General features: G+C 62.8%; 14 protein-coding genes. 13 read left to right on the top strand and 1 reads right to left on the bottom strand.

From position 1 onward, the window contains the following. Nucleotides 1–21 precede the first annotated feature (21 nt). Genes CJ178_RS18610 through CJ178_RS18560 form a run of 11 tightly spaced genes read left to right on the top strand, consistent with a single transcriptional unit; the run spans nt 22 to nt 10,808 of the window. Nucleotides 22–843 (top strand): SDR family oxidoreductase, encoded by an 822-nt coding sequence (locus CJ178_RS18610; RefSeq protein ID WP_033233628.1) that lies wholly within the window; start codon nt 22–24, stop codon nt 841–843. Continuing rightward, a complete protein-coding gene (locus CJ178_RS18605; protein WP_095887348.1) occupies nt 840–1,640 on the top strand; it encodes an enoyl-CoA hydratase-related protein in 801 nt (266 codons plus the stop codon). Before CJ178_RS18610 ends, CJ178_RS18605 begins: the two co-directional genes overlap by 4 nt. Further along, nucleotides 1,627–2,847 carry an acyl-CoA dehydrogenase family protein gene (locus CJ178_RS18600; RefSeq protein WP_095887347.1) on the top strand — a complete coding sequence of 407 codons (1,221 nt, stop codon included), beginning with the start codon at nt 1,627–1,629 and terminating at the stop codon, nt 2,845–2,847. The genes CJ178_RS18605 and CJ178_RS18600 overlap by 14 nt, the downstream gene beginning before the upstream one ends. Nucleotide 2,848: 1 nt before the next feature. Next, nucleotides 2,849–3,631 (top strand): SDR family oxidoreductase, encoded by a 783-nt coding sequence (locus CJ178_RS18595; RefSeq protein ID WP_095887346.1) that lies wholly within the window; start codon nt 2,849–2,851, stop codon nt 3,629–3,631. After that, nucleotides 3,624–4,658 carry a phosphotransferase family protein gene (locus tag CJ178_RS18590; RefSeq protein ID WP_179300775.1) on the top strand — a complete coding sequence of 345 codons (1,035 nt, stop codon included), beginning with the start codon at nt 3,624–3,626 and terminating at the stop codon, nt 4,656–4,658. The genes CJ178_RS18595 and CJ178_RS18590 overlap by 8 nt, the downstream gene beginning before the upstream one ends. A 45-nt stretch (nt 4,659–4,703) precedes the next feature. Then, nucleotides 4,704–5,462, top strand: coding sequence for a 3-oxoacyl-ACP reductase FabG (gene fabG, locus CJ178_RS18585; RefSeq protein ID WP_095887345.1), 759 nt, complete (start codon nt 4,704–4,706; stop codon nt 5,460–5,462). Nucleotides 5,463–5,496: 34 nt separating this feature from the next. Continuing rightward, nucleotides 5,497–6,690 carry an acyl-CoA dehydrogenase family protein gene (locus CJ178_RS18580; protein WP_095887344.1) on the top strand — a complete coding sequence of 398 codons (1,194 nt, stop codon included), beginning with the start codon at nt 5,497–5,499 and terminating at the stop codon, nt 6,688–6,690. After that, nucleotides 6,687–7,784 carry an acyl-CoA dehydrogenase family protein gene (locus CJ178_RS18575; protein WP_095887343.1) on the top strand — a complete coding sequence of 366 codons (1,098 nt, stop codon included), beginning with the start codon at nt 6,687–6,689 and terminating at the stop codon, nt 7,782–7,784. Before CJ178_RS18580 ends, CJ178_RS18575 begins: the two co-directional genes overlap by 4 nt. A gap of 33 nt (nt 7,785–7,817) precedes the next feature. Beyond that, entirely contained in the window at nt 7,818–8,801 is a 984-nt protein-coding gene (locus CJ178_RS18570; RefSeq protein ID WP_045065454.1) for an NADPH:quinone oxidoreductase family protein, read from the top strand. Nucleotides 8,802–8,826: 25 nt separating this feature from the next. Then, entirely contained in the window at nt 8,827–10,026 is a 1,200-nt protein-coding gene (locus CJ178_RS18565; RefSeq protein ID WP_095887342.1) for an acetyl-CoA C-acyltransferase, read from the top strand. After that, nucleotides 10,023–10,808 carry a RhlG family 3-oxoacyl-ACP reductase gene (locus CJ178_RS18560; protein WP_045065448.1) on the top strand — a complete coding sequence of 262 codons (786 nt, stop codon included), beginning with the start codon at nt 10,023–10,025 and terminating at the stop codon, nt 10,806–10,808. The genes CJ178_RS18565 and CJ178_RS18560 overlap by 4 nt, the downstream gene beginning before the upstream one ends. Before the next feature lie 14 nt (nt 10,809–10,822). Here the strand turns inward: CJ178_RS18560 and CJ178_RS18555 are convergent, their stop codons facing one another. After that, nucleotides 10,823–12,847, bottom strand: a complete 2,025-nt coding sequence (locus tag CJ178_RS18555) for a YhgE/Pip domain-containing protein (RefSeq protein WP_095888038.1) — start codon at nt 12,845–12,847, stop codon at nt 10,823–10,825. A gap of 245 nt (nt 12,848–13,092) precedes the next feature. Between CJ178_RS18555 and CJ178_RS18550 the strand changes: the two genes are divergently transcribed. Both CJ178_RS18550 and CJ178_RS18545 read left to right on the top strand, forming a co-directional pair. Further along, nucleotides 13,093–13,737 (top strand): type 1 glutamine amidotransferase, encoded by a 645-nt coding sequence (locus tag CJ178_RS18550; RefSeq protein ID WP_257013255.1) that lies wholly within the window; start codon nt 13,093–13,095, stop codon nt 13,735–13,737. Between the two features lie 67 nt (nt 13,738–13,804). Beyond that, nucleotides 13,805–14,779 carry a DUF389 domain-containing protein gene (locus CJ178_RS18545; protein ID WP_095887341.1) on the top strand — a complete coding sequence of 325 codons (975 nt, stop codon included), beginning with the start codon at nt 13,805–13,807 and terminating at the stop codon, nt 14,777–14,779. Nucleotides 14,780–14,828: the final 49 nt, after the last annotated feature.

The raw sequence follows: 14,828 nt of genomic DNA, 5'->3' as shown, positions 1-14,828 counted from the left end.
TGCAAGCGAGAGGAATCGCCAATGAAGGTCGCCCAGAAGGTTGCAATTGTCACCGGAGGTGGAGGCGGTATCGGGGGAGCGCTCGCCAGGAAGTTGGCGGCGGAGGGCGCCCGCGTAGTGGTGGCCGATCTCAATGCCGATGCAGCTGCCGCTGTGGCCGACGCGGTCAACGCAGGGCACCCAGGATCGGCGGTCTCTGCCGGTGGCGACGTGTCAGACGCCGGTGTGATCGAGGGGTTGATCGCGCAGGCTGAGGAGGCTTTCGGTCCCGTTGATCTCTACTTCGCGAATGCCGGTATCACCGGCGGCCTCGGTCTCGACGTCGACGAGGACGGCTGGGACGTAGCCTTCGACATCAATGTGCGGGCCCACATTCGCGCTGCTCGGTTGTTGGTTCCCGGATGGGTCGAGCGCGGCGAAGGGTACTTCGTCAGCACCGCTTCGGCTGCCGGCCTGCTCACGCAGGTCGGTTCGGCGGTGTACTCGGTTACCAAGCATGCGGCAGTGGGTTTTGCCGAGTGGCTGTCGATGACATACGGAGACAAGGGCGTCCGAGTCAGCTGTCTGTGTCCGATGGGTGTCAACACCAAGCTCCTCTATGAAGGGAAAGAGACCGGTGATCCCCTCGGAGTCGCTGCGACGGGAGCTGTCCTCGCTGCCGGCGAGGTGATCGAACCCGACCAGTGTGCCGAAATCGTCTTGGCTGCAATGGACGCCGAGCACTTCCTCATCCTCCCGCACCCGAAGGTACTGGACATGTACCGGCAGAAGGGCGCTGACTACGATCGCTGGCTCAGTGGAATGCGCCGTTACCAGGCGTCGTTGCTCGCCGGAACGCGATGATTCCGGAACTTGTACTTTCGCAGCAGCGTGGGCCCGTCCTACTGCTGACCTTCAATCGTCCGGATGTCCTGAACGCCTGGACAAACGAACTCGAGGACGTGTACTTCGATCTACTGGCCGCCGCGGACGACGATCCCGACGTCCGGGCAATCGTGATCACGGGTGCGGGTCGCGGATTCTGCTCGGGTGCAGATCTGAGCAACCTGAAGAACGTCGGCGACGTTTCCGACGAGGATCTGGTGAGGCCTCGGCCTCGCGAGTTTCCCACGTCGCTACGTAAGCCGTTGATCGGCGCCATCAACGGAGTAGCGGCCGGACTTGGTTTCGTGGAAGCGCTGTACTGCGACGTTCGATTCGGTTCGTCTGCAACACGATTCACCACCGCATTTGCCAAGCGCGGGCTGATCGCCGAGTACGGCATCTCATGGATGTTGCCTAGACTTGTCGGCCGGAGTCGGGCCACCGATTTACTGCTGTCGAGTCGAATGGTCGGAGCCGACGAAGCATACCGTATCGGACTGATCGACCACCTGGTCGACGGTGATGTCGTAGAAGCAGCGGTTGCCTACGCCGCAGAAATCGCGGCCAACTGCTCGCCGACCTCGTTGTCGGTCATGAAATCCCAGCTGAGCGCCGACGAGACCGGCACGTTCGACGAATCCACGCAGCGCGCGGAAACGCTCATGGTCAACGCATTTCGCGGACCGGACGTTGTCGAAGGTGTTGCGAGTCATCTGGAGCGTCGGCCACCTAATTTTCCTTCCCTCTCTGTCAGGAGTTCACATGTCAGTCTTTGAGTTCTCGGATCGCACGAAGAAGTACCAGGCCGAACTGCTCGACTTCATGGTCAAGCACGTCTATCCGGCCGAAGCGGTCTACGAAGCGCAGATGCGTGAGTCCGGTAACCCGCACTTCCAGCCGCCGATCATCGACGACTTGAAGAAGGAAGCCAAGGCGCGTGGGCTGTGGAACCTCTTTCACCCGCACCCCGAATGGGGCCCCGGCCTGACCAACCTGGAATACGCACCGCTCGCGGAGATCATGGGCCGCAGTCACCTGGCTTCCGAAGCCACCAACTGCGCCGCTCCGGACACGGGAAACATGGAGGTGCTCACGCTCTTCGGCACCGACGAGCACAAGGAGAAGTACCTCAAGCCGCTTCTCGAAGGCGAAATCCGGTCTGCCTTTGCCATGACCGAACCCGAGGTTGCCAGCTCCGACGCCACCAACATCCAGCTCCGCATGGATCGCGATGGCGACGAGTACGTACTGAACGGCCGTAAGTGGTTCGCTTCCAACGCTTTGCACCAGAACTGCAAGGTTCTGATCGTCATGGGCAAGACGGACTTCAATGCCGCGACGCACCGCCAGCAGTCGATGATGGTCGTGCCGATCGACGCTCCCGGCGTCACCATCGTGCGTAACCTGCCCGTCTTCGGTTACCAGGACCGCGAGGGACACGGCGAGATCACCTTCGAGGACGTACGCGTCCCGGCCAAGGATATCCTCGCCGGCGAGGGTGAAGGTTTTGCGATCAGCCAGGCCCGCCTCGGCCCCGGCCGCATCCACCACTGCATGCGTGCAATCGGAATGGCCGAGCGCGCACTGGAACTGATGTGCAAGCGCGCATCCACCCGCATCACCTTCGGAAAGCCCGTCAGTGACAACGCGAATATCCAGGACTGGATCGCCGAGGCTCGTATCGACATCGAGATGGTTCGACTCCTCACGCTCAAGGCCGCTCACATGATGGACACGGTGGGCAACAAGGAAGCGCGCACCGAGATCGCAGCCATCAAGGTTGCGGCGCCGAACATCGCGCTCAAGATCATCGACCGCGCCATCCAGGTTCACGGCGGCGGCGGCGTCACGGACGACTTCCCTCTCGCGATGGCTTACGCCCACATGCGCACCCTTCGGCTCGCCGACGGCCCGGACGAGGTACACAAGCGCGCCATCGCCAAGCAGGAGCTGCGCAAGTACCGCGAAGTCAAGGCGAACTGACATGGCAGGACTGGACCTCACAGGCAAGACTGCGATCGTCACCGGCGCATCGCGTGGCATCGGCCTCGCGACCGCGCAGGCGATTGCGGCGGCGGGCGGAAACGTCGTACTGACTTCGCGCTCACAGGAATCCGCAGATGCCGCTGCCGCACAGGTGACCGGCAACGCGATCGGCGTCGGCGCTCACGCGACGGACGAGGATGCTGCCCGCAAGTGCGTCGAGCAGACGATCGAGCGTTTCGGCAGTCTCGACATCTTGGTGAACAACGCGGGCACCAACCCGTCATTCGGGCCGATCATCAACCAGGATCACTCGCGCTTCGCCAAGACCTTCGACGTCAACGTGTGGGCTCCAGTCCTGTGGACCGGCCTGGCAGCGAGGGCTTGGATGGGCGAGCACGGTGGATCCGTGGTCAACACCGCCTCGATCGGCGGCATGGCGTTCGAGGCCGGAATCGGCACGTACAACGCGTCGAAGGCTGCTCTGATCCACATCACCAAACAGCTTGCGCTCGAACTGTCACCGAAGATTCGTGTCAACGCCGTTGCTCCGGGAGTGGTGAGAACCAAACTCGCCGAAGCTCTGTGGAAAGAACATGAAGAAGCGGTATCGGCGTCGACCGCTCTCGGGCGCATCGGTGAACCCGAGGACGTGGCTGCTGCCATCGCCTTCCTGGTTTCGGATGCAGCCCAGTGGATCACCGGAGAGATCATGACCATCGACGGTGGCCAGTTGTTGGGTGACGCGCTCCCGTTCCGGCGAGGAGCGTCCGTCGGTGGCTAGCGTCGGAGTAGTGGGACTCGATATCGAAGCGGTCACCGGGTGGATCGCAGGCCTGGGGATCGACTTCACCGGGCCGCTGTCCTTCGATCGAATCGGCCTGGGGCAGTCGAATCTCACGTACCTGGTTCGCGATCAGGACGGCAACCGCTGGGTGCTACGACGCCCACCTCTCGGTCACCTGCTGGCCTCGGCTCACGACGTGGCGCGCGAAGCTCGAATCCTGAGAGCTCTCGAATCCACGGATGTACCGTCGCCTCGCGTGTTCGGGTTGACCGAGGACCCGGCTGTCACCGAAGTTCCGTTGCTGCTCATGGAGTTCGTGGACGGCGAAGTTGTCGACCGGATGCCACTTGCCGATGCGTTGTCGGAGGATCGTCGCCGGGCAATCGGCATCTCGCTCGCTCAGACGCTGGCGAAGATACATGCCGTCGACCTGAAGCAGGCCGGACTCGATGATCTGGCAAGCCACAAGCCTTACGCTGCACGACAACTGAAGCGTTGGGGTGGACAGTGGGAGCAGTCGAAGACACGGGAATGTCCTGATCTGGACGATCTCACCCAACGTCTGATTGCAGCGCAGCCGGCACACACCGAGACCACGTTGGTGCACGGCGACTTTCACCTACGCAATGTGATCACCTCGGCGAGCAACGGCGAAGTGGTCGCGGCCCTCGACTGGGAACTCTGCACGCTCGGCGATCCGTTGGCAGACGTCGGAAGCTTGTTGGCGTACTGGCCGGCGGCGGGGGAGAACACGGGCGGCGATTTCCCGGCGTCGGCGCTCCCCGGATTCCCGTCGCGAGACGAGATCTCCCAAATCTACCTCGACGCCACCGGGAGAGATCCTGCTGCGCTGAAGTTCTGGCATACCTTGGGCCTGTGGAAGATTGCGGTGATCGCCGAAGGCGTGATGCGTCGTGCCCGCGACGAACCGCAGAATGCGGCCGAGAGTGGAACTCCCACAGTGGAACGTATTGACGCCTTGGTAGCCAAAGCCAGGGAAATTGCAGATCAGGCCGGGATCTGACGAGATCGTCCGGTGTCCGTCGAATCACGAAATCATGGAGGGCCAGTGAGCCAGGAACGTAGAACCGCAATTGTCACGGGTGCAGCACGCGGAATCGGTGCGGCAGTGGCCAGGCGACTGTCGGAAGACGGCTTTGCCGTTGCCGTGCTCGACCTCGACGAAGCAGCGTGTGCCGGAACCGTCGACGCGATCAAGGCCGCAGGCGGGCAAGCCCTGGCCGTCGGCGCTGACGTTTCCGACGAAGAGTCTGTCGCCGCAGCAGTGGAGCGGGTGGCAGCAGAACTCGGTTCGCCGACCGTACTGATCAACAATGCCGGCATCACCCGCGACAACCTTCTGTTCAAGATGAGCGTTGCTGAGTGGGACTCGGTGATGAACGTCCACCTTCGCGGAGCGTTCCTCATGTCGCGCGCGGTGCAGAAGTACATGGTGGAAGCGAAGTTCGGCCGTATCGTCAACCTCTCGAGCACGTCGGCTCTCGGCAACCGCGGACAGGTCAACTACTCCGCAGCGAAGGCCGGAATGCAGGGATTCACCAAGACGTTGGCCTTCGAACTCGGAAAGTTCGGGGTCACCGCCAACGCCATTGCCCCCGGATTCATCGAAACCGAGATGACCGCCGCAACGGCCGAGCGCATGGGAGTCGGCTTCGAGGACTTCAAGACCGCTGCCGCTTCGCAGATTCCGGTCAACCGCGTCGGGCAGCCCGAGGACATCGCGCACACCGCGTCGTTCTTCGTCAGCGAAGGCGCAGGCTTCGTTTCCGGTCAGGTCGTCTACGTCGCCGGTGGACCCAAGGACTGACTGTCCGCTCACCGCTCGAACCGAAGGAATGGGCATGGCTTTCGACGAAGAGGCAGTATCGCGTGACCTCACCGCCAAGGTGAACACGCTTCTCGCGGAACACGATCCGAACGCTGTATCGGTATCGGATTTCCTCGGCGCACGATTCGACGCCGGACTGGCGTGGGTTCACTTTCCCGAAGGCCACGGCGGTCTTGATCTGCCACAGAGCTTTCAGCGACAGATCAACGCGCAATTGGCGGCAGCGGGAGCCCCGGGGCCGGACACCGGCAAGAACGGTATCGGCCTCGGCATGGCTGCGCCCACCATCGCAGCGTTCGGCACCGAAGAGCAGAAACGAAAATTCCTGCGGCCGTTGTGGACATCCGAAACGGTGTACTGCCAGCTCTTCAGTGAGCCGGGCGCAGGATCGGACCTGGCTGCCGTCGCCACCCGGGCTGTCCGCGACGGCGACGACTGGATAGTGAACGGGCAGAAGGTCTGGACGTCGGGGGCTCAGAACGCTCAGTTGGCGATTCTTGTTGCCCGGACTGATCCGGAGCGGTCCAAACACGCAGGATTGAGCTACTTCATCTGCGACATGACCGATCCCGGAGTTGATGTCCGGCCGCTCCGCCAGATCACCGGTGAGGCTGAGTTCAACGAGGTATTCCTCACGGACGTCAGGATTCCGGATGCCAACCGGCTGGGCGGCGAAGGCCAGGGATGGAAGGTTGCAACCACCACCCTGAACAACGAACGGGTGGCCATCGGTTCGGGTGCCCCTCGTGAGGGCGGAATGATCGGCAAGGTTGCGCAGGCCTGGCGCGACGAGCCTGAGCTGCGCAACCCGGCGATGCACGACGAGTTGATGCGGCTCTGGACCGAATCCGAAGTTGCGCGTCTGACCGGTGAGCGACTGCGCCAACAGCTGGCTGCCGGACAACCAGGCCCCGAAGGCTCGGGTATGAAGCTCGCGTTTGCCGGTTTGGCCCAGCAGATTTCAGGTTTCGAGCTGGAAATGCACGGCGAAGACGGGCTGCGGTACGACGACTGGACGCTGCGTCGTCCGGATTTTGTCGACTTCACCGGGCGTGAACCCGGCTACCGGTATCTGCGAGCCAAGGGCAATTCGATCGAGGGCGGAACGTCCGAGATCCTGCGCAACGTCATCGCAGAGCGCGTTCTCGGGTTGCCGCCCGAGCATCGCGTCGACAAGGACATCGCCTGGAAGGACCTGCCCCGATGAGCGCCGATCTGCTGTACTCCGAGACCGAACAAGACCTGCGTGCCAGTGTTCGACGTTTGCTGAGTGCGCGCTCAGGTGCCGACACCGTGGTCACTGCCTACGACGACGTGTCCGCCGACTTCACCGGGCTGTGGAAGTCGCTGGCGTCGGAACTCGGTTTGGCGGGACTGCTGGTACCCGAGGAACTGGGCGGGGCAGGTGCGTCGACGCGTGAGGCCGCGGTCGTGATGGAGGAGATCGGCCGCGCGGTCGCTCCCGTTCCGTTCTTCACGAGTGCGGTGCTGGCGACGACGGCGCTGTTGAAAGCCGGCGAAACCGAGGTGCTCGGTCGATTGGCAGCCGGGGATTCGACGGCTGCTCTGATCATCCCGTTATCCACTGCACCAGCTACTTTCGCGCCCACGGTCAGAGCGACGGCAAGCGGACTCGTCGGCAGCGTCACCACGGTTGCCGGCGTCGCCGAGTCCGATGTTCTTGTTGTTCCGGTTGCCGGTGAGAGTGGTGTGGAGCTGCACATCGTGCGGATCGCTGACGCTACTGTGACACCGATCCTGTCCCTGGACATGACGCGCCGATTGGCGGACGTCGAGTTCACGGAGGCGCCATCGGTCCGCGTCGACAGTGGCAATGCCGCTGAGGCTGTCGAGGAGGCATTGCTCTGCGGAAGTGCACTCCTGGCCTCGGAGCAGTTCGCCGTGGCGCAGTGGTGCCTCGAGACCACGCTGGCTTATGTGAAGGAACGCAAGCAGTTCGGCCGCGCAATCGGTTCGTATCAGGCGATCAAGCATCGTCTGGCGGACCTGTGGCTCGAAGTCAGCTCTGCGGGTGCGGCCGCGCGTTATGCGGCTGATACCTATGCACGCGGTGACTCCGACGCGGCAGTTGCTGCGACGCTCGCTCAGGCGTACTGCAGCGGAGTCGCGGTTCACGCGGCGGAGGAATGTGTACAGCTTCACGGCGGGATCGGTATGACGTGGGAGTATCCGGCGCACCTGTATCTCAAGAGAGCCAAGAGTGACCAATTGACGCTGGGAACCGCATATGAGCACCGGGCGCGGCTTGCCGAGCTCGTCGACCTCCCCATCTCGTCCTAAACCACCCTCACTACCGAAACTGGAGAAAACACTGTGAAGGCTTGGCGCGTCAATCAACTCGGTGAACCCCGCGATGTCCTCTCGTTGGAGGAGGTGTCGGAGCCCACAGCTGGCGCCACGGAAATGCTGGTGAAGGTGCTCGCAGCGCCGGCGAACTTCCCTGACGTACTCATGTGCCGTGGTGAGTACCAGATCAAGCCGCCGCTGCCCTTCACTCCCGGTGTGGAATTGTGTGGTGAAGTTGTGTCCGTGGGTGATTCGGTCACGAAGTTTGCGGTAGGCGATCGCGTGATCGGCAACCCGAGCTTGCCGTCGGGTGGCTTTGCCGAATTCTCGGTGCTGGATCAGAACAACACCTTTCCGGCGCCATCGGCACTGGACGACGCCGAAGCCTCCGCGCTGAGCATCGGCTATCAGACGGCGTGGTTCGCGCTGCACCGTCGCACCCAACTGCTCGAAGGTGAGACCCTGCTGGTTCATGCCGCCGCAGGTGGCGTGGGCAGTGCCGCAGTGCAACTCGGGAAAGCTGCCGGTGCCAAGGTGATCGGTGTTGTCGGCGGACCGGAGAAGGCCGAGTACGCGCGCAAGCTCGGGGCGGACCTCGTGGTGGACCGTCACAGTGAGGACTTTGTTGCCGCGGTGAAGGAGTTCACCGGCGGCAAGGGCGCCGACGTGGTCTTCGACCCGGTTGGCGGCGATGCGTACGCAAAGTCGACCAAGTGCATCGCGTTCGAAGGCCGGATCGTCATCATCGGATTTGCCGGTGGCACGATTCCGCAACCGGCTCTCAATCATGCTCTCATCAAGAACTATTCGATCATCGGTCTGCACTGGGGCCTCTACAAGGCGTACAACCAGCAGGCCATCGACGATTGCCACGTCGAGCTCACCAGGCTCGCCGACGCAGGCTTGGTCAAACCCCTGATCAGTGAGCGGTTGTCGTTGACGGACGTTGCCGACGGTATCGGTCGCCTCGGCGACGGCACCACGGTCGGCCGAGTCGTGTTCCAACCCTGAATCGCACAACACTGGAAAGGTCCTCATGAGACAAGCTGTCATCGTGTCCACCGCCCGCACTCCGATCGGCAAGGCGTACCGCGGCGCGTTCAACAACACACAGGCTCAAGAGCTTGCTGCACATGCTATTTCGAATGCCGTTGCGCGCGCCGGGCTCGAGGGTGGCGAAGTCGAGGACGTCATCCTCGGCGCAGCGTTGCAGCAGGGATCTTCCGGCGGCAACGTCGCACGGCAAGCGGTGCTGCGGGCCGGGCTTCCGGACTCGGTGTCCGGAATGACGATCGACCGTCAGTGCTCGTCCGGACTGATGGCCATTGCGACGGCGGCAAAGCAGATCGTCGACGACGGTATGCAGATCGCGATCGGTGGTGGCGTCGAATCGATCTCGTTGGTCCAGAACGATCACATGAACAACTTCCGTGCGGCAGATCCGTGGCTGAAGGAGAACAAGCCGTCGATCTACATGCCGATGCTGCATACGGCCGAGATCGTGGCCGAACGCTACGGCGTCACGCGTGAGCAGCAGGACGAGTTTGCACTGGTGTCTCAGCAGCGCACTGCAGCAGCTCAGGAAGCAGGCCGTTTCGATCTCGAGATCGTGCCGCTGACGTCGGTCAAGCAGGTTCAGAACAAGGAGACCGGCGAGATCGGCACCGAGTCGGTCACACTCACTCGCGACGAAGGTAATCGTGCGTCCACCACGTTGGAGGGCCTCGCGAGCCTGCGTCCGGTGCTGGCCGACGGTACCGTCAGCGCGCATTCGTCCATCACCGCCGGAAATTCGTCACAGCTGTCCGACGGCGCGTCGGCATCGGTGTTGATGGAGGCTGGTGAGGCGGAACGTCGCGGCCTGGCTCCTCTTGGCATCTACCGCGGAATGGCTGTTGCCGGTTGCGCACCGGACGAGATGGGAATCGGTCCGGTATTCGCGATTCCGCGTCTGCTCGACCTGCACGGACTGAAGATCGACGACATCGATCTGTGGGAATTGAACGAGGCATTTGCTTCTCAGGCGCTGTACTGCCGCGACAAGCTCGGCATCGACCCCGACAAGTACAACGTCGACGGTGGCGGAATTTCCGTCGGACATCCGTACGGGATGACGGGTGCGCGGTTGGTCGGCCATGCTCTCCTGGAAGGGAAGCGCCGCGGCGCCAAGCTGGTTGTTGTCACCATGTGCATCGGCGGCGGCATGGGTGCTGCCGGGCTTTTCGAGGTCGCATGAGCTTGCTGGAGGGATTGTTCGACGTCAGTGGCAAGACTGTCGTCGTGACGGGTGGTTCGCGCGGAATCGGCTACATGATCGCTCGAGGATTTGTCGAAGGCGGCGCGACGGTAGTCATCTCGGCCCGGAAAGCGGAAGCGTGCGATGAAGCAGCGCGAGAGCTTTCCGAGTTCGGCACCTGCATCTCGCACCCGGCGGACTTGTCCACGGACGAGGGAATCGAGAGCCTCGCTGCGAAGGTCGCCGAGATTTCGCCGACACTCGACGTGCTGGTGAACAATGCCGGCGCAACGTGGGGCGCCCCCGTCGACGATTTCCCGGCAGCCGGCTTCGACAAGATCTTCGACATCAACGTCAAGGCGATCTTCCTGCTGACACAGAAGTTGTTGCCACAGTTGCGTTCTGCGGCGACGGCAGACGATCCCGCCCGAGTGATCAACATCGGATCGATCGACGGTCTTGTGGTGTCAGGCTCGGAAAACTTCTCGTACGGAGCGAGTAAGGCCGCAGTGCACATGTTGACCCGCAAGTTGGCGGCGACGCTTGCCGTGGAACAGATCACGGTCAATGCCATTGCGCCTGGACCATTTCCGTCGAAGATGATGGCCTTTTTGCTCGAGAACGAGGAGAGCGCACGGGCGGTGGCGGATTCGGTTCCGCTGGGCCGGATCGGAACGCCACAGGATGCGGCCGGTCTTGCAATCTTCTTGTCCTCACGCGGCGGCGCCTACTTGACGGGGACGGTAATTCCCCTCGATGGTGGAACGAGCGGAGCTCGCTGATCGGTTGACGACGGTCACGTCTGCGCCGGTTGCAGATAGACGATCTCCTCTGTGATCGGCGCGTCGTCAATTGGCGGTTCTTGTCGACGCCGCCACCAGATGGTGAACACGACGGCTCCGATCACCAGAGCTGCCAAGGCAGCTACGGCCAGCCAGAACCTCGGCCCGTAGTAGCCGACCAGGACCATGCGCATCGCGTTGCGCGCCCAGGTCAGTGGCATCAGGGCGTGCAACCACCGCAGCGGGGCAGGCATCTGTTCGATGGGATACACCGCGCCGAATGCAAAGATCTGAATCATCAAGGCGCTCAGTGCGATGAACGTTCCGTTGACGGCGCCGAATACAACGGTGAACAGGCGTCCGCAGGCAACTGCAGCTGCACCGACAAGGATCATCACGGCGACCATCGCCACCACGCTGGGTGGGTCCACATCCGCGACGGTCAGCGCAATCACGGACAGTATCAAAGCCGTGACGAGGGTGACGAGTGCCGGAATGCGGTAGCGGCGCAGACCTTCACGCAGCATCGAGCCATGCACCTGCTGTGAGCGTCCACGACGTGGCCGGACTACGAACCAGGTGAGAATTCCGCAGAGGAACAGGGCTACGGACATCACTGCCGGTACTGCTCCAGGTCCGAATCCAGCCGCCGGGTAGTTGTTTCGAGCGTCAACTGCGACCGGTGCCGACAACAGGTTGGCGGTGGTGGCGCGTTCCTCGTCGGTGAACTGCGGTACCTGGGCGGCGCCGTCGGTGAGTCCCTGGGCCAGCTCGCCCGAGCCTGCATTCAGTTCACCCATGCCGACATTCAACTCGCCAAGACCGTCGCGGAGTTCGACGCTGCCTGCTGCCAGTTGGCCGATGCCGGACGACAGTTCGTTTGCTCCCGCATCAAGTTGGTGCGCACCATCGGACAGTTGCCCGAGGCCGGTGCTCAATTCGCCGGCGCCGGCGGCAGCGGCGTTCAATCCGCCGCGATAGTCACTAGCCGGATCCGTGAGTTGGCGTGTGATTTCCCGGGCGCCGTCCCGGAGTTGGCTGAGTTGGCCCATCACGTCGTCATCTGCAGGTTGTGCGGTGAGCGAGGTTCGTAACGAGGCGAGCGCGTCGACAAGTCCTGCGGACACGGGGTCTCCCGCGAGCCGTAGCGAATTCGTCAACGTGTCGATCTGACCGACCACAGCACTTGCCGAGTCGGCGACATCAAGGATGGGCGTGGTCACCATGTCGACCACTTCGCTGATCTGGCGCGCCCCGGCGCCCAGTTCGTCCGCGCCGCCCACCAATTGCTGCATTCCGGTCGCGAGTTCCCGAGACCCGGCTGCGGCCTCATCGGTACCCGCGGCGAGTTCGCCCGCTCCCGCCGCAAGTTCCTGTCCGCCCTGGTTCGCCTCACCGAGACCGGCCGCGAGTTCCGCACTGCCGGCGTAGAGCTGGTTGGTGCCGGCCAGTGCGGCGGCGGAGCCGTCGGAAAGCTGTTGTGCACCAGCGGCTGCTTCTCCGAAGCCGGTTCCGAGTTCGCCGAGTCCCACCAGAACCTGGTCGATGGACTGCTCGCCGATGGATTCGGAGACGGCCGAACGTACCTGCGCGATGATGCTCTCACCGACGGGTCCGGCGACGAGGCTGTTGTAGTCGTTGTAGACCACCTGCAATTGGGCTTTCCGTCCTGAACCGGAAGCCGCACTTGCCACATCGGCGCTGAACGACTCGGGTATGACGACGGAGAAGTAGTACGTGCCGTCGTCGACGCCCGTCTGCGCTTCCTGAGCCGTGACGACCTTCCAGGCGACGTCGCCGCTGTCGACAAGTGCGGCCACCACGTCGTCTCCCGCAACGATGTGGGTGCCGTCGAGATCGGTGCCCTTGTCGGCGTTGACGATGGCCACGGGCAGACGGTTCACGGTGTCGCCCGGGTCCCACAAAGCCCACATGTAGAAGGCGGCAATCGAGAGTGGCGCGATCACCAGTACCGCGAGGATCGTGCGAATGACGTGTGCACGCCGGGGCGAAGCGTCGTGAGCGGATGTGGACACCATGAACGGCTCGTTTCTCGTGAACCGGAGTGGACGGCGGGGCACTCCGAATGCGCTGGACATACGTCCAGCTCGGTCACACTACAAAGCAATCGGTGTAGCCGTGAGGGTTTTCCGCATAATTGGTGCGCAGCCGACAAATCGGCGCTGGAACTCATCCGGGAGGAATGCGAGGAATAATCAGCGACATGCGATTCTTGGAACTTCGACACGCACAATGCGAGCCCCCGGCTGCGTACTCTCCGGTCTTGGATACGTATGGCGATGTGCAGACCGTCCTGTTGGGAACCGACCCGCTTCCCACACATGTCGAGTTCGACGCGGTGATCGTCATGGGTGGCCCGATGGGCGTCGGCGATCAAGACGGCATCGAGTGGTTGGCTTCCGAGATCGCGTACATTCGTGCGCTCGTCGACGCAGACGTTCCGGTCTGGGGAGTGTGCCTCGGTTCGCAATTGTTGGCGGCAGCGCTTGGAGCTCGCGTGTACACCGGGGCAGTCCCGGAGGTGGGCGTCGAGGACGTCACGTTGACCGAGGCCGGCACACTGGATCCGATCTGGGGGAGTCTGCCCGTCACTTTTCCTGCCATGCAATGGCATTCGGATACTTTCGAGATCCCGGAGGGCGGCGTGCATCTTGCAGGTTCTTCCAAGTACCCGAACCAGCTCTTCCGGTACAAGGAGAGTTACGGCGTGCAGTTTCACCTCGAAGCGTCGTGTGAGGTGGCACGCGATTGGATGGAGTTGGACGAGTATCGCAAGTCGCTGCTGACTTCGCTGGGCGCCGACGGACCTCGGATCTTCATCGAGCAGTTGGCATCCGCGGAAACCGAAGGACTCGAGTTTGCCGCGACGGTCATGGACAGGTGGCTGAAGTCGATTTCGGCCAGGTAGGCCCGGAGCAGCCGCGCAAGGCTTACGGTGTGGAGAATGTCCGGGTTCTTGTCCGAAAGGATCGGCTATGCGCTCATTTCTGATTCCGGACAGCCAGCGTCGCACCCTCGAAGAACTCGATGATCGGCTGGATCTCTCCACCGGAGACAAGGCGGCTAAACGTTCCGCGTTCTGGATAATGCTCGTTCTCTCCGGGATGATCGCGAGCGCCGGGGTGGTGGGTGACTCGACGGCCACCGTGATCGGGGCGATGATCGTCGCTCCGTTGTCCACGCCGATTCTGGGGATCGGCCTCGGCATCGTTACCGGTCGGGGCGCACTCATTGCCCGCAGTGTTGTGTACGTCGCGGGTGGGCTCGTTGTTGTCGTTGCTCTCGGTTTTCTGTTCTCCCTTGTTCTGCTCAACCCGACGAGTGTGCTGTCCAACTCTCAGGTGACCGGACGAACGACCCCGACGTTGACGGATCTCGCGGCGGCCATCGCCACAGGGTTTGCCGGGTCGATCGCGATTACCCGGCGCGATGTCGGTGACGTGCTCCCCGGCGTGGCGATCGCGATTTCACTGGTTCCGCCTCTTGCCGTTGTGGGTGTCTGTCTCGGTTCGGGTGCACCGTCGCTTGCGTTGGGGGCGCTGATCCTCTTTGCGTCGAATGTCGTTGCCATGGTGATCACGGCGACGGTGGTACTGGTGATCGCCGGTTATGCGCGCGAATCAGGGGCAGCTGCCGCGGGACATCGACGGGTCTACCTGGTGTTGGCGTCGGCCCTGGTTGTTGTTGCCATCCCGATGGTGGTGAATTCTCTTGCTTCGTTGTGGGCGAGCCAGATCCATGATGCCGCCGAAGAGTGGCTGGCTGGAGTTCCGGGCGTTCAAGTCGGGTCCGTCACGTGGCAGGCGCACACCGCGGTGATCGAAGTACTGGGACCGCAGGATCTGCCGCCTGTCGACGACCTCGAGCGTGCGGTCGACGCGTTGGTGCCCTGGGGTCCGCACATCGTGATACTTCACGCCGTCGGTGCCCGAGTAGAGGCCGCGGAATAGAAGCGAAGTTACGTTCGCCTCTCTTCGGGGCATCCTCCCCGCGAAAGGG

This window comes from Rhodococcus sp. ACPA4 (genome assembly GCF_002300185.1).
Classification (GTDB): Bacteria; Actinomycetota; Actinomycetes; order Mycobacteriales; family Mycobacteriaceae; genus Rhodococcus_F; species Rhodococcus_F globerula.
The sequence above is the reverse complement of the archived record's forward strand: the minus strand, read 5'-3'. Positions and strand labels throughout refer to the sequence as shown.

What these genes read in the sequence shown, in the direction of transcription:
- CJ178_RS18565 (WP_095887342.1), top strand. Translation starts at nt 8,827, where the DNA reads ATGAGACAAGCTGTCATCGTGTCCACCGCCCGCACTCCGATCGGCAAG.
- CJ178_RS18575 (WP_095887343.1), top strand. Translation starts at nt 6,687, where the DNA reads ATGAGCGCCGATCTGCTGTACTCCGAGACCGAACAAGACCTGCGTGCC.
- CJ178_RS18600 (WP_095887347.1), top strand. Translation starts at nt 1,627, where the DNA reads ATGTCAGTCTTTGAGTTCTCGGATCGCACGAAGAAGTACCAGGCCGAA.
- CJ178_RS18610 (WP_033233628.1), top strand. Translation starts at nt 22, where the DNA reads ATGAAGGTCGCCCAGAAGGTTGCAATTGTCACCGGAGGTGGAGGCGGT.
- CJ178_RS18555 (WP_095888038.1), bottom strand. Translation starts at nt 12,847, where the DNA reads ATGGTGTCCACATCCGCTCACGACGCTTCGCCCCGGCGTGCACACGTC.
- CJ178_RS18545 (WP_095887341.1), top strand. Translation starts at nt 13,805, where the DNA reads ATGCGCTCATTTCTGATTCCGGACAGCCAGCGTCGCACCCTCGAAGAA.
- CJ178_RS18605 (WP_095887348.1), top strand. Translation starts at nt 840, where the DNA reads ATGATTCCGGAACTTGTACTTTCGCAGCAGCGTGGGCCCGTCCTACTG.
- CJ178_RS18595 (WP_095887346.1), top strand. Translation starts at nt 2,849, where the DNA reads ATGGCAGGACTGGACCTCACAGGCAAGACTGCGATCGTCACCGGCGCA.
- CJ178_RS18580 (WP_095887344.1), top strand. Translation starts at nt 5,497, where the DNA reads ATGGCTTTCGACGAAGAGGCAGTATCGCGTGACCTCACCGCCAAGGTG.
- CJ178_RS18560 (WP_045065448.1), top strand. Translation starts at nt 10,023, where the DNA reads ATGAGCTTGCTGGAGGGATTGTTCGACGTCAGTGGCAAGACTGTCGTC.